This is a genomic window from Martelella mangrovi (assembly GCF_040545495.1).
GTDB classification, from domain to species: Bacteria; Pseudomonadota; Alphaproteobacteria; order Rhizobiales; family Rhizobiaceae; genus Martelella; species Martelella mangrovi.
Genome location: NZ_JBEPLY010000007.1, coordinates 122906 through 136667, shown reverse-complemented (window position 1 = coordinate 136667; position 13762 = coordinate 122906). Strand labels below are relative to the sequence as shown.

At 58.3% G+C, this 13762-nt stretch carries 10 protein-coding genes; 9 read left to right on the top strand and 1 reads right to left on the bottom strand.

Going from position 1 to position 13762, the window contains the following annotated elements:
• Window positions 1-10 precede the first annotated feature (10 nt).
• Window positions 11-3580: a type VI secretion system membrane subunit TssM gene (gene tssM, locus ABID12_RS11970; protein ID WP_354434387.1), complete on the bottom strand. Its 3570-nt coding sequence runs from the start codon at window positions 3578-3580 to the stop codon at window positions 11-13.
• A 304-nt stretch (window positions 3581-3884) separates the two neighbouring features.
• On the opposite strand from tssM, the gene tssB reads away from it, so the two are divergent.
• The 9 genes from tssB to icmH all read left to right on the top strand — a co-directional run bounded on the left by tssB (window position 3885) and on the right by icmH (window position 13755).
• A complete protein-coding gene (gene tssB, locus ABID12_RS11965) occupies window positions 3885-4478 on the top strand; it encodes a type VI secretion system contractile sheath small subunit (protein WP_354434386.1) in 594 nt (197 codons plus the stop codon).
• 32 nt (window positions 4479-4510) lie between these two features.
• A complete protein-coding gene (gene tssC, locus ABID12_RS11960) occupies window positions 4511-6049 on the top strand; it encodes a type VI secretion system contractile sheath large subunit (RefSeq protein WP_435528223.1) in 1539 nt (512 codons plus the stop codon).
• A 13-nt stretch (window positions 6050-6062) separates the two neighbouring features.
• Window positions 6063-6521, top strand: a complete 459-nt coding sequence (gene tssE, locus ABID12_RS11955) for a type VI secretion system baseplate subunit TssE (protein WP_354434385.1) — start codon at window positions 6063-6065, stop codon at window positions 6519-6521.
• A 151-nt stretch (window positions 6522-6672) separates the two neighbouring features.
• Complete coding sequence (gene tssF, locus ABID12_RS11950) at window positions 6673-8463, top strand: type VI secretion system baseplate subunit TssF (protein WP_354434384.1); 1791 nt, start codon at window positions 6673-6675, stop codon at window positions 8461-8463.
• A complete protein-coding gene (tssG, locus tag ABID12_RS11945; RefSeq protein ID WP_354434383.1) occupies window positions 8427-9521 on the top strand; it encodes a type VI secretion system baseplate subunit TssG in 1095 nt (364 codons plus the stop codon). Before tssF ends, tssG begins: the two co-directional genes overlap by 37 nt.
• 2 nt (window positions 9522-9523) lie before the next feature.
• On the top strand, window positions 9524-11008 hold the full coding sequence (gene tagH / locus ABID12_RS11940) for a type VI secretion system-associated FHA domain protein TagH (RefSeq protein ID WP_354434382.1): 1485 nt from the start codon (window positions 9524-9526) through the stop codon (window positions 11006-11008).
• A 4-nt stretch (window positions 11009-11012) separates the two neighbouring features.
• Window positions 11013-11549 (top strand): type VI secretion system lipoprotein TssJ, encoded by a 537-nt coding sequence (tssJ, locus tag ABID12_RS11935; protein WP_354434381.1) that lies wholly within the window; start codon window positions 11013-11015, stop codon window positions 11547-11549.
• Window positions 11550-11578: 29 nt separating this feature from the next.
• The gene (gene tssK, locus ABID12_RS11930) at window positions 11579-12931 is read left to right on the top strand and encodes a type VI secretion system baseplate subunit TssK (protein ID WP_354434380.1); all 1353 of its coding nucleotides are present in this window, start codon (window positions 11579-11581) and stop codon (window positions 12929-12931) included.
• A complete protein-coding gene (gene icmH, locus ABID12_RS11925) occupies window positions 12928-13755 on the top strand; it encodes a type IVB secretion system protein IcmH/DotU (protein ID WP_354434379.1) in 828 nt (275 codons plus the stop codon). Before tssK ends, icmH begins: the two co-directional genes overlap by 4 nt.
• Window positions 13756-13762: the final 7 nt, after the last annotated feature.

The window sequence follows — 13762 nt, the reverse complement described above, 5'->3', positions numbered from 1 at the left end:
CCACCCGCAATCACAGACGGGCAGGCAGAACGAGATCGGCCAGCGGGTCCTGTCGCGCCGGGTTTTTCTGCCCCTGCTGGGTGATCGTGTAGCTCGCGGTGCCACCGCCGACATCGAACTCAACCACTGTGCCATTGGAATCGTAGTTGACGATCTTGCCGGAATTCAGAAGCCTGTAGCCCGACCACGGCCCGCTGAAGGACATGGTGCGCGGCCTGCCACCGCCGCTTGGAAACAGCGTCAACACGCTTTCGGCCTTTTTCGAAAGCTCGTTCGGCCAGATAATGCGGACCGGAAAACGCGGCCCGTGCGAATAGGGCACAAGCTGGCCTTCGACATTCATCACCGAGCGACCGAAGCGTCCGGAAAGGCCCTTCGGTTCCACCGTGTAGTTCACGCCAAGCGCGCCGTCATTGCCGAAATAGCTATCCTGCAGGGCGAGCGCCTTCTTCAACTGCACCAGGAATTCGGAATTGATGACAAGGCTTTGTCCGTCAATCACCTTCGGCTTGCCGGTTGCGTCATCAATAAACAGGCTCAGATTGTCATTGTAGAAATTCTCGATCTTTCCGTTCGGACCGAAAAAGTCGGTAAATTCCTTGAGCGGCACATCCTCCTGAGCGTCCATGGTGAACGGATAGCGCGTCGCCAGCGAAAGATTATACTCGCCGTAGACATCGTCGTTCCAGGCGCGCTGGAGTTCGTCCTTGGCCTTGTCCAGCACCACGGCCCAGCTCTGGTCGGAAATCGTCGCGAAGAACCGGCTCATCGGCTCCGGCAGGTCAACCCCCTGGCGCTCGACGACATAGATCGGGTCATCGCCTTCCAGCTTCACCCGCGCCTTGGCCTTGGCCAGCGCCATTTCGCCCGAGCGGTCTCCTGCCTGACGGACCTCCTTGAGATATTCGTAAAGTTTGGACAGCGAGGCCTCCAGGTCCTCAAGATAGCTGCCCTTGTTGTCACGGGGATCATCCAGCGCATCGAGCCGGGCAAAGGCACGATTGATGCGCATGCCCTGCTCCCGGTAAAGATCGTAGGGCTGCTTGGCATCGGCTGCCTGGTCCGGGGTCTGGGTAACGGTCTTTTCCGCGTAGATCTGCGTCTGCGCCTTCACAAGCGCGATAAGCCGGGCGAAGGGAGCATCCGGTCCGGTGATTTCCTCCAGCACGTCAACGCCCTTGTCGAGGCTGCCGAAATCGACGATATCCAACTGGTTCAGGGCATTGGTCCAGGTGTTGATGTAATTGGTCGCATAACGTTCGGCGACCTGCTTGCGGAAAGCGTCCAGGTCCTCCTGCGAATAGCTCACCGTGTCGCGTTCGCCGGCCACCCAGGCATCCTCGATGGCGACGACGGACAGCGCCTCGTTCTGCTTAACGAAAAAGTCGGTAAAGCCGGTCCTGGTGAAGAAGGGCGGGATTTCCACCGGTTCGGCATTTCCGTTCGCATTTTTCGGTTGCCGGAAAATGATATTATAGGCCGGGCCGATCTCGTTTCTGAAGTTGACGGCCGAGACAAGCTGGCTTTTGGCAAGCTGCTCGATATTGCGATAGAGGCGCAGGTCGCGCGGCACGGCGCGCAGATCCGCCTGTGCCGAGGCAACTTCGCTCTGGTTGAGAGGAACTTCGAGATTGGCGTCTTCGACGGCAAATTTGAGGTGCGTGGACAGGTCCTGCTGTGTCTGGTCGTCGCCGGTGTAGAGCGTTTGCCAGACCTCGCCGTACCATTCTTCCACCAGCGCATTGTTGCGTTTCGCGGTATCCCCAAGCATCAGGTAGATGCGCAGGTCCTCAAGGCGTTCGTCGCCGTCGCGGGTATCGTCCGCCGTCCCGAGCTCCACCACATCCGCTTCCACATAGCTTGCAAGATCGGGAAGGAAACCGTCTTGCAGCAAGGCAATGTAGGTCTTGTCGATGACCGGCCCGATTCGTCGTCCCTGCGACAGCGTCAGGAAGGACGGCACGACGCCCCAGCGGTCATAATTGCCGAAAATCGTGCCAGCAGAGCGCAGCGCATTCAGCGGCTGCAGGAAGGACCGGCCGGCGTCACCCTTGTTGGCAGCCCGATTGTCGCTGTTGGCCTTGTAGGTTTTGGCAATGCTGACGACCTCGTCCATCTTGGCGCGGTTGCTTTCATAGGCCTGCCAATAGAAACCGACGAAACCGATGAACAGAACCGAAGCCGCGGCGCCCGAAAGAATGAACCGCGCCCGTTTGGCGCGCTCCAGCCGGATATTGTCGCCGGCAAGGCCTGCCTCCTCGAAGATTACGGATTTGAGCACATTGGACGAGAAATAGTGTTTGGAGTGATCGCCATGAACGGCGAGCACGGGCGGACGGATTTCGTATTTCTGCGAGGCCGCAGTCAGCACCGCATTGAATGGCACGGCTTCCTGGCGGCAGGAGGCCATGAACACGCCGCGCACCAGCGGCGCCGTGGAGAACTTGTCCTGATGGAGGCTGGTCGTGAGAAAATCGCCGATCAGCGCCTTCAGACCGGAAAGCTGACGCGTGAATGTATAGAGCTTGCGCCGCGCCTCGGAAGAGTGCTGATCGGCAATGCGATCCAGCATCAGGTTGTTGAGACGCTCGAGAAAACCGTCATAGGCCTTTTCGAATTCCTCTACCCAGCTGTCTCCGGATTTTTCCGAATAAACCGAGAAGGTAAAACCGAATGGCTCCTCGCGTTGCGCTTTGGTCAGGCCTGAGACGAATTCGTGAAAGCCGTCGAGAAGATCGAGCTTTGTCAGAATGACGTGCACGGTATAGCGCGTACTGAGCGCTTCCGACATTTCAACCAGACGGGCATGCAGAAGTGCTGCCTTGTTTTCCCGTACTTCGGGCGAGGACTGGATAAGATCAACGAGATCAATACAGACGATCGCGCCGTTGATCGGCCTGCGGGGCCTGTATTCGTTGAGCAGGCCGAGAAATTTATCCCAGAGAAGCCGCGAAACATCGAGAATATTATCGTCCGCGCGATTGCGCTGATGGGTGAGCAACTGGCCGGCAACATCGAAGACAACGGCGTCATCGGTCACCCAGTAATCGACATCCTCGGTTTTCGTTACGGTCTTGGCGTCTTCCTGCGAGAAAAGATGCGCCAGAGGGAATTTGAGGTTGGACTCGACGATGAACGAGGTTTTCCCGGCTGAAGGAAAGCCGAGCATCACATACCAGGGCAGCGAATAGACCGAGCGTTTCCCGCGCTTGCCATCGGAGCCGATCCAGTGCCTGGCGATGGCGGACATGGCATTGCGGAAACTGCGATCGAACGCATCGACCCGCTCCTTTACCGGGTCTCGCGGGACCTTTTCCACCTTCTCCTCGACAGCGCGCTCCTGCCTGCGCCGGTGCAGGAAACCGACGAGAAGGTTATTCAACCCCCAGAAGAAAATTATCGCTATGATTGCGACCAAACGGACAGTTGTCGGTTCGAAGGGACGGTATCCGTATATCCTCAATCGAGGGCCAAAAAACCATATCAATACACATAGTCCGACAGCAATAATAAGACTTACCGAACTATATGAAGTGAATACCTTTTTTACACCTCTGAGGGAAGCTTTTATGAACTTCATGAAAAATCCAAAAATGCGGTTCACAGCCAACCTCCCTGCACTTGCATCAAAAGTACAAACTTTATTCACCTATGATATTAGAAAAATCGAATATAATTCGAACTTTATATCATAATACTAACGTGTTATGCAGCCTTATCTAATATTTTGATGAATGGTTATTGTCAACTATATACACTGCCTGTAAGGTTCGAGCTACCTATACAGGTAAACCTAATTTGGGTGGGTTCATGCAAGAATTCGCGCAGTGATGGTAATGAAATTGCCATCTCGGCAACAATGGTGGAACTGGAGAACCAAAAAAATGGCTGGAAAAGATAGCTCAGTCGCTCCCAAGGAGCGGATCAATATCCGGTATGTCCCGGCAACAGGCGACCAGCAGGAAGAGGTCGAGCTCCCGCTTCGTCTGGTCATGCTCGGCGACTATCTCGGTCATGACGATGGTTCTGCTCTGGAAGAGCGTGAAATGCTCTCCGTGGACAAGAACAGTTTCGCCTCGGTGATGAAGGAGGCCGGGCTGAAGCGCGAGATGGAGGTGAAGGATACGCTTTCCGACGACGAGGAAGCCCGTCTTCGCACCACACTCGAGTTCAAAAGCCTTGCGGATTTCTCGCCGGATGCGGTGGTGCGGCAGGTTCCGGAACTGCAGAAGCTGATCGAGCTTCGCGAAGCGCTTGTCGCACTGAAAGGCCCGCTCGGCAATATGCCGGCCTTTCGCCAGCGGCTGGAGCAGATTCTTGAAGATGAGGATGCCCGGCAGAAGCTGGTCGAAGAGTTGCAGACCATCGAAGCGCGGGAGGCTGAAAAACTGGCGGCAGAGCCAAAGCCTGACCTGCCCGGCACGCCCGAAGGCGATATCGCCGTCAAGGATGACGCGCCGAAAGACAAGAAAAGCTGAAGTCGTCCCCGTTTTCCTGAAGGAATACCGGAATGCTGTTTGAACAGCCGAATTCATCGGCGCGTAGTTCGGAGTTGAAAAACATGGCCCAATCAGGTGCTGCTCTCAAGGAAAAATCCGGCGAGACACAAAGCTTCTCGCTTCTCGACCAGATCATGGAAGAAACCCGGATCCGTCCGGACGATACGGAAAGCTATTCCATCGCGCGCAAGGGCATGGAAGCGTTCATCGCCGACATGCTTTCAAGCCGCAAGCCCGGCGAACGCATCAATCGCGTCCTCGTCGACCAGATGATCGCCCAGCTTGACGAGAAGGTTTCGCGGCAGGTGGACGAAATCATTCACGACGAGGGGTTTCAGGAGATGGAGTCTGCCTGGCGGGGGCTCAAGCTTCTGATCGACCAGACGGATTTCCGTGAAAACATCAAGATCGACCTGCTGCCGGTTTCCAAGGAGAGACTGCTGGAGGATTTCGAGACCGCGCCGGAAGTGGTGCAGTCCGGTCTCTACAAGCATGTCTATTCATCCGGCTACGGCCAGTTCGGCGGCGAGCCCGTGGGCGCGATGATCGCCAATTACGATTTCGGCCCCGGCGCCCGTGACGTCAAGTTGTTGCAGTTCGTGGCCTCGGTTGGCGCCATGGCGCATGCACCGTTCATAGCGGCCGCCTCTCCGGAGATGTTCGATGTCGACGAATTCGTCGATCTGCCGGCGCAGAAGGACCTGTTCTCGATTTATGAAGGGCCGCGCTTTCGCAAATGGATGGGGTTCCGCCAGAGCGAGGATTCCCGCTATGTCGGCCTGACCTGCCCGCGCTTCCTGCTGCGCCAGCCCTATGATGCAGAGGAAAACCCGGTCAAGAGCTTCGTCTATTCCGAAAGCGTGACCGACAATCACGAGCACTATCTGTGGGGCAATACCTCCTTCGTTCTCGCCACACGGCTGACCGAGAGTTTTGCCAAATATCGCTGGTGCCCGAACATCATCGGCCCGCAGTCGGGCGGTGCGGTCCATGATCTGCCCGTTCATGTCTACGAGGCCTTCGGGCAGCTCGAAGAAAAGATTCCGACCGAAATCCTGGTAACCGACCGGCGCGAATACGAACTTGCCGAGGAAGGCTTCATTGCGCTGACCATGCGCAAGGGATCGGACAATGCCGCCTTTTTCTCCGCCAATTCGGTGCAGAAGCCGAAAATCTTCCAGAACACCAAGGAAGGCAAGGCAGCCGAGACCAATTACAAGCTCGGCACGCAGCTTCCCTACATGATGATCATCAACCGGCTGGCGCACTATATCAAGGTGCTGCAGCGCGAGCAGATCGGCAGCTGGAAGGAGAAGGAAGACCTTGAGCGCGAGCTCAATGTCTGGCTCAAGCAGTATGTCGCCGATCAGGAAAACCCGCCGTCGGATGTGCGGTCGCGCCGTCCGCTGCGTGCGGCAAACGTCGAAGTTTCCGATGTTGAGGGCGATCCCGGCTGGTATCAGGTGACGCTGAAGGTGCGGCCGCACTTCAAATATATGGGCGCCAATTTCGAACTGTCCCTGGTGGGCAAGCTCGACAAGGAAGAATAGGCGCAATCCGGCCATGCGAAGGGACCGCGAAAGCGACATTCGGGACAGCATCGACCGCCGGTCGGCAGGCAGCCTGTTCGAGCGTCTTGTGCTGGATGAGGAGAATGTGGCGATCGAGCGCACGGAAGATGCCGCAGAGGCGACCGTGCGTTCGATCAAGCGCCACCTTATCCGCCTGCTCAATGCACGCAGCGGCGGCTCCCAGTCCGCTCCCGGTCTCGGCCTTGCGGATTTCAACGAGTCATCGATCGAATCCAATGACTTGACCCGGCACATCGCGGCCTCGATCCGCGATTGCATCAACACCTACGAGCCTCGTGTTGACGTCAAGCTTGTCGAGTGCATGCACGACGCCGATCGGCCGCTCGATCTGAAATTCCGGATCCAGGCGCTGGTGCCGGCAAAATCGCGGCAGGAACTGGTCGAAATCGATCTGCTCATGCGGGACGGACACACCACACAGATCATTTAGCGCGCGCGGCAGGAGGGCGCGCTCTGACGAAAAAGATCAACGCCAACGAAAGCCCTGACCGGCGGGGCCTGCCTGATGACAGAACAGGCAGGTCAATCGCGCGGCCGAAGGCATGTCGGAACAGTTATGTAAGAAGTTGCAGGAGCCAGAATTGGCAAACTCGGCGCGCTCACGTTATTTTCAGGACGAACTGACCTATCTGAGGGAAAGCGGTCGGTTCTTCGCTGAAAACAACCCCAAACTCGCTCGGTATCTGTCCGAACAGTCGACGGACCCCGATGTCGAACGTCTGCTTGAGGGGTTTGCGTTCCTGACCTCGCGGCTCAGGGAAAAGCTGGATGACGAACTGCCGGAACTGACGCACTCCGTCGTCAATCTTCTGCTGCCGAATTTTCTGCGACCATTTCCGTCCACCGCGATGATGAAGCTTACGCCGCAGGAAAAGGCGATCACCGAACGGCAGGTCGTGCCGACCGGTACCGTCATCCTGTCGCGCCCGGTATCCGGCACGGTCTGCCCGTTCCGCACGACGTCGGAAACCCATGTCTACCCGCTCGAAATCGCCGGGCAATATCTCGAGCGATCTCGGCAGTCGACCACGTTGCACATCGATTTCGAAACGCTGTCCGACCTGCCGCTCGGCATGATCGACCTCAGGGATCTGCGGCTGTGGTTTTCCAGCGGCGATCAAACCGCCCAGATGCTTTATCTGTGGTTCGGTCGCTATCTGAAATCGATCGAAATCACCGTCATGGGCGGTGAAGGCGGCGGGCGAACCGTGACCTTTCCGCTGAAGAACGTCCATCCCGGCGGTTTCGGGGCCAACGAGGCCATATTGCCGTCAGGCAATACGGCCTATGAAGGCTATCGCCTGCTGCAGGAATATTTCGTTTTCCCGGAAAAATTCCAGTGCTTCGACCTCATCCGTTTCGGCGAGAGCCTCGGCAATGAAAGCGGTATGACGTTTCGCCTTTCGGTTCAGTTCGAGCGGCCCTTGCCGGCCGATGTCAAGGTGCGTCCGGACACGATACAGCTTTACTGCACGCCGGCCGTCAACCTGTTCCGCCATGATGCCGAACCGATGAAGGTCGACCACCGCCGGCTTCATTATCCCCTGCGGCCGTCCTCCAATGGTGACGGCGCGAAGGCAATCTTTTCGATCGACCGGGTGGTGAGCTGGCGCTCCGAGGGCGAACCCGCAACCGGTCAGCATCTGCGCGAATACCCGGCCTTCGAATCCTTTCACCACGAGGTCGAGCGCCAGCAACACCTCACCCAGATCTATTACCGGCTCAGGCTACGCGAATCCCTGAAACAGGCCGACGCCGACCATCTCATTTCCTTTGTCCGGCACGACAATTCGACCGCCGTGCCCGACTATGAAGTGGTTTCAGCGGAACTGAGCTGCTTCAACAGCCGAGATGCACGCGAACTTGGCGGCGGCGATATCTGCGTCATGACCGAGGATACGCCCGCCTTTGTCACATTTCGCAATCTGCGCCAGCCGACAGCGCCGATCTACCCGCCGCTTGACGGGTCTCTCTACTGGACGATGATCTCCAATCTTGCCCTGAATTATGTGTCGCTTCTCAACAAGGACGCGCTTGGCGCGGTGATCGCCATCTATGATTTTCAGGCCTATGCCGACCGTCGGGCCGAGCGCACCAGCCGCCAGCGTATGGACGGCATTCGCACAATCGACACCAAACCCTTCGACAAGCTGTTTCGCGGCCAGCCCATCCGCGGGCTTCAGTCGCGCATGACCATTCGGGAGTCATGCTTTCACAGCGAAGGCGACATGTATCTGTTCGCCAGCGTGCTTGCCGAATTCTTCACCCTTTATGCCAGCATCAACTCCTTCCACGAGCTCATCGTGGAGGGCGAGGAAAACAACGAGGTTTACAAATGGCCAGCGAAGACAGGCCGGCAGCCGATCATCTGACGGACCTTCTGGTCCGCGATGCGCGCGCCTGGTCCTTCTTCCAGGCGGTCGAGCAGACGCAGCGCGTCTATGACGACGGAACGGAAGTGGGAACCCACCTGCTTCCGACCGACGAGAAGATTGTCTTTGGCGTCGACAGCCGGCTTGGTTTTCCGGTGTCCGATATCAACGATATCGTGCGCGAAGAAAAGCTGCCGGAAGACGACCGCGATGTTGACGACCGCGACAAGGCGGTCCCGACAAACGATCTCGAACGGCTTCGTATGGAAGTGACCTTTCTCGGCCTGCATGGCGCCGGCTCGCCGCTGCCCTCCTATTATCAGGAAACCATTGCCCGTTACGACGCCGAAGGCTCGCTGCTGAAGGGCTTCTTCGATTTCTTCCATAACCGGCTTGTCGGCCTGATGCACCGCACGATGCGCAAGTATCGGTACTATGTCCGCTACCGACCGGCCGCCACCGACAGTTTTTCGCAGGCCATGTTCTGCATCTTCGGGCTTGCCGACCGGGAAGCGCGGGAACAATCGCCGATCAACTGGGCCAGGCTTTTGACCTTTACCGGTCTGCTTGCCTCGCGCAACAGGTCGCCCCAGGTGGTGTCCTCGGTCGTCTCCCACGCCTTCTTCCATCCGGACGTCGAGGTTGAGGAATGGGTCCGGCGCAAGGTGGATATTCCCGCCGAGCAGCAATTCTCTCTTGGCCGCCTGAACTCGGTGCTCGGCGAAAGCGCGGTCATCGGCGAGCGGGTTCCCGACATCGCCTCGAAATTCAATGTCTACCTGAAAAACCTCGGTTTCGAGCGTTTCCAGGAATTCCTGCCCCGTGGCAGCAGCCATCAGGCGCTGAAACAGCTTATCGAGTTCATGCTGCGCGATCAGCATGCCTATGACATCAAGCTCGGTCTCGCCGCCGGAGAGGCCAAACCGCTTTGCCTGCACGGACGCGAAGAGATTTCGTCCGACGAGGTCGATGGCTATCGCTCGCATCTCGGCTGGTCTTCGTTTCTGGGAACAGGCGAAGCGAGCCGCCGCGATGTCCGCGTGACGGGGAGGCTTTGACGATGCGCCTGATCCTCGCCGTCAACAACACCATCAATCTGGAAAGCGGCATCGTCGCCACCGCCGTGTTTACCGAACGCGGCGGCACTGTCGGCTCGGCGGAGGATGCGAACTGGCGCCTTGCCGATCGCGCCGGAACCGTCAGTCCGCACCATGTCCGGATATACCTTCAGGACGGTCAGTTCTGCGCTATGCCCGAAAATGACGAGGGCATGGTCATCAACGGCTCCTCGCGCCCTCTGCCCAGAGGCGCTGCGTTTTCGATTTCCGATGGTGACCGCTGGAGGGTCGGCGATTTCGACGTTTCCGTCTATCTCGCTGCCGACGAGGCCGGAGAAAAGAGCAGCGCCGAGAGCTTCCAGGGCTGGGAGGACCGCTTTTCTGCGGTCGAGACCATCATTCCCGGAACGCTCAAGGGCGAAAGCCGCGATGAGCACATCGACGCTGCGGCACTGCTCGCCGATGCCTCTGCCGCTGACGACGGCAGAAACGACTTTTTCGAACTTGACGAAACCGACATCGATGAGGGGATCGACCCGGTTACGCATCTCGACCGAACCGCCAGCAATGAAACGGATTTGTCGAACGACCCGGTTGTTCTGTTTGACAGCGAACGAGGAATGAGAGCCATGCCCGATAAAAAGGATCTGATCGACGACCTGAATATCCAGCCGAAGTCGAGCAAGAAGGCACTCGGCATAGACGATCCGGCGGCGCAGAATGCGAATTTCGCAACGCCCGGCGTCCGGCAGGAAAACGGGGAACTGGAAGACTATCTCGACGAACTGGCAAACCGTTCGGTTGAAGGCGGCCTTCAGGAGATGCGCGAGCGGGAGGAATGGCCCGCTGCCGCCAGAACAGGGCAGATGGAGGACGACGAGCAGGTCGACCATGTCGTGCTCCGCCCGTTGATGCAGGCCATGGGACTGCCGGTCGCCGACATGCCGGTTCCGGAGGCCAACCGGCTTGCGCGCGAGGCGGGTGCCGCTCTAAAAACGGCGGTTTCCGGTCTGATGGCCATTCACAGCCTTCAGGGCGAAGACCGCAACAATCTCAGCGATACGCATCTGCATCCCGTCGAAGACAATCCGCTACGTCTCGACATGAGCACCGAGGAGGCGATGCGCGATCTGTTTCTGGTGCAAAGCCCGGTCCATCTGAACGCCACCGCCGCCGTCGAGGAAAGTCTTGAGCAGATCAGCGCCCATGAACAGGCGAGCCGGGTTGCAATCGATACGGCCTTGGGCGCGGTGCTGGCCGCACTGGCGCCCGACCAGCTTTCGCGTCGCTTTGCCCGCTACAAGGGCCATGCGCCGCGCGTCGGCGATCAGGACGCCTGGCACTGGCAGATGTATCGCCACTATTACGAGGAGATGAAGTCCGACCGCCAGCGCGGTCTGGCACGCATGTTCTGGGAAATTTTCCGGCAGGTTTACGACCGCGAAATGCGCAGCAAGGCGCTCGCTGGCTTGGGCGAGGAGCGTTAGGCGAATGTGTGTGCGTCGGCGTGTTGTGTGTGTTGCGTTGCTTTCCGTCGTGGCCGGATTGTCGTCATGCGGCATTCCCCAGGCCACGGGCAAGATCCTCAAGGTTATCGGCAATCCCGATATCCCCGTCGGCGACGCGACAGACCAGCCGAGCACGATCGACATGATGATCTTCGAGGAAAGGGGCGCCAACCGCGGCGATGACGGCCAGCCGCTGCCCATCGATGTCTGGGTGTTCCAGCTGTCCGATGACGGTCAATTCATGCAGTCCGATTTCGAATCGCTGACCATGGACCCGAAAGGTACGCTGAAATCGACCTATGTCGACATGACGCAGGTTCAGGTCACGCCGGACCAGTCCAAGCCCATCGAAAACATCGAACTGAAAAAGAATACGACCTTCATCGGCATCGTTGGCGGCTATGTGAACTACAGGGATGTCAACTGGCGCACGACCGTTCAGGTGAATGCGAAGGGAGAGACCTACCAGCTGTTCACCGCGATCACGCCAACAAAAATCATCACGAATCTGCACCGCTAGGCGTTACCCAGAATGGAACAAACCGAAAAATGTCATTGAGAAACCATGTTGTCTGGCGCGACGGACTTTTTCTGAAACCCCATCACTTCCAGCAACAACAGCGTTATATCGAATATCTGATCAGGACGCGGGTCGAAGGCATCGACGCCTATCAGACCGGCCTGTCGAAGGTCGAGATCAGTCCCGAGAACCTGCTGCATGGAAAGGTCGTTGTCGACAGCGCCAGCGGCGTTTTCCCCGATGGCTCGGTCCTCGACATACCCGGCGAAACCATGCCGCCGGCAGCGCTCGATGTCAGCGGCCGCAATATCGTCGACCAGCGTGTTTTTCTCGCATTGCCGCTCAGGCTCAACGGGGTGCCGGAAATCGAGGATGCCGTCCAGCCGCAATCGAACGTGCGCATGAACGCCGTGCTGCAGGAAGTGCGCGACAACGCCTCGGTCGATACCGAACCCTTCGATATCAATGTGGCGCAGTACCGCCTGCGGCTGATGCTAGAGGAAGAGGATCGCTCCTCCTATACCTGCCTGCCGGTTGCCCGCATCCGCGAGAAGCGCTCGGATGGAAGCCTCGTGCTCGACGATCGTTTCCTGCCCACCGCATCGACACTCGAGGCGACGCCGCAACTGAAAAAAACGCTTGAGGATTTCGTCGGCCTGTTACAGCAGCGAGCCCGCCAGATTGCCGAACGGCTCGGCACGCCCGGCCAGCGCGGCGTCTCGGATGTCTCGGACTTTCTCATGCTGCAAACCATAAACCGTCTGTGGCCGGAATTCAGGCACCTTGCCACGGTTCAGGGTGTTCATCCGCGTGACCTCTATCTGGTTCTGGCGAGAGCGGCAGGCGAGCTTGCGACCTTTACCCATGAAAAGCGGATGCCGGAAATGTGGCCTCCTTACCACCATGAGGAGCCGGCGATCTGCTTCGAACCGGTGATTACGTCATTGCGTCAGTCGCTGACGGCAATCTTCGAGGCCAATGCTGTCGCCTTGCCGCTCAACAAGCAGAAATACGGGGTCTACACCACGCCGGTGCACGACCGCTCGCTGCTGAAGACCGCGATTTTCGTGATTGCGGTGAAGGCGAGCGTTCAGCTGGAAAAACTGTCGCTGGAGTTTCCGGCACAGACCAAGGTGTCGTCAATCGAGAAGATCCGCGAGTTGATCCATGTGCAGTTGCCCGGCGTGGTGCTGCAACGTCTGCCGGCGCCGCCGCGCCAGTTGCCGTATCACGCGGGCTTCACCTATTTCCAGCTCGACGAAAACTCACCGGGCTGGAAATACATCGAGAACGCCAGCGGTTTCGCCTTCCACGTGACCGGCAACTTCCCCGATCTCGAAATGCAGTTCTGGGCCATCCGCAATGAGAGGGCAATGACATGAGCGATCTATCGGAGAGCGCACCGAGCGTATTCGAGCCCGGTCAGGACGACGATAACGGACGGCTGATCGAGGCCACCGAAACCCCGGAAATGAAGACGGTTTCGGCAAAGACCTACGCCCCTTCCCGCCTGTCGTTTCCGCTGCGCGGCAACAGCATCAACAGGATCGTCGATGCCAGCCAGCCATTGCTGGCGCTTCTGGCGCGCATTCCCGATGTCCGCAATTTTGAAAACATCGATCATCTTCATCACGATATCAGCGCGGAAATCGAATCCATCGAGCTGGAGCTGCATCGCGAGGGCTACGACCGGGCGACGATCCTTGCCCATCGTTATTGCCTGTGTACCGCCGTCGACGAAGCGGTCATGTGCTCGCCCTGGGGCCAGGATTCCGACTGGTCGGGGCGCAGCCTGCTGGCGCAGTACCATTCCGAGACCTGGGGCGGCGAGAAATTCTTCATCGTGCTGGCGCGACTGATGCGCGATCCGGAACGCTATATCGAGCTGATAGAGTTTCTCTACCTGCTGCTCTGCCTCGGTTTCGAAGGCAAATACAGGGTCATGCACAATGGCCGCAGCCAGCTCGAAACCGTGATCCGCGAAGTCCACAACGCCATCCGCAAGGAACGCGGCGACCCGCCGGAAGTGCTGACCTCGTTCCGCGACAAGGTCATCAGCAAGGCCCATATCATCCGCCGCCAGACACCGGTGTCGCTGATATGGCTTCTGTTTGCGTTTCTGTGCATCGGCACCTTCGCCGCCTTTTACATCAGCCTGGGGCGCTACACCGACCAGGTTATCCAGCAATTGCAGAACATTCTATGAGAACGGG

Coding starts and splice junctions, on each gene's coding strand:
- tssE (WP_354434385.1), top strand. CDS start 6,063: ATGCGAAGGGACCGCGAAAGCGACATTCGGGACAGCATCGACCGCCGG.
- tssM (WP_354434387.1), bottom strand. CDS start 3,580: ATGAAGTTCATAAAAGCTTCCCTCAGAGGTGTAAAAAAGGTATTCACT.
- tagH (WP_354434382.1), top strand. CDS start 9,524: ATGCGCCTGATCCTCGCCGTCAACAACACCATCAATCTGGAAAGCGGC.
- tssB (WP_354434386.1), top strand. CDS start 3,885: ATGGCTGGAAAAGATAGCTCAGTCGCTCCCAAGGAGCGGATCAATATC.
- tssG (WP_354434383.1), top strand. CDS start 8,427: ATGGCCAGCGAAGACAGGCCGGCAGCCGATCATCTGACGGACCTTCTG.
- tssJ (WP_354434381.1), top strand. CDS start 11,013: ATGTGTGTGCGTCGGCGTGTTGTGTGTGTTGCGTTGCTTTCCGTCGTG.
- icmH (WP_354434379.1), top strand. CDS start 12,928: ATGAGCGATCTATCGGAGAGCGCACCGAGCGTATTCGAGCCCGGTCAG.
- tssK (WP_354434380.1), top strand. CDS start 11,579: ATGTCATTGAGAAACCATGTTGTCTGGCGCGACGGACTTTTTCTGAAA.
- tssC (WP_435528223.1), top strand. CDS start 4,511: ATGCTGTTTGAACAGCCGAATTCATCGGCGCGTAGTTCGGAGTTGAAA.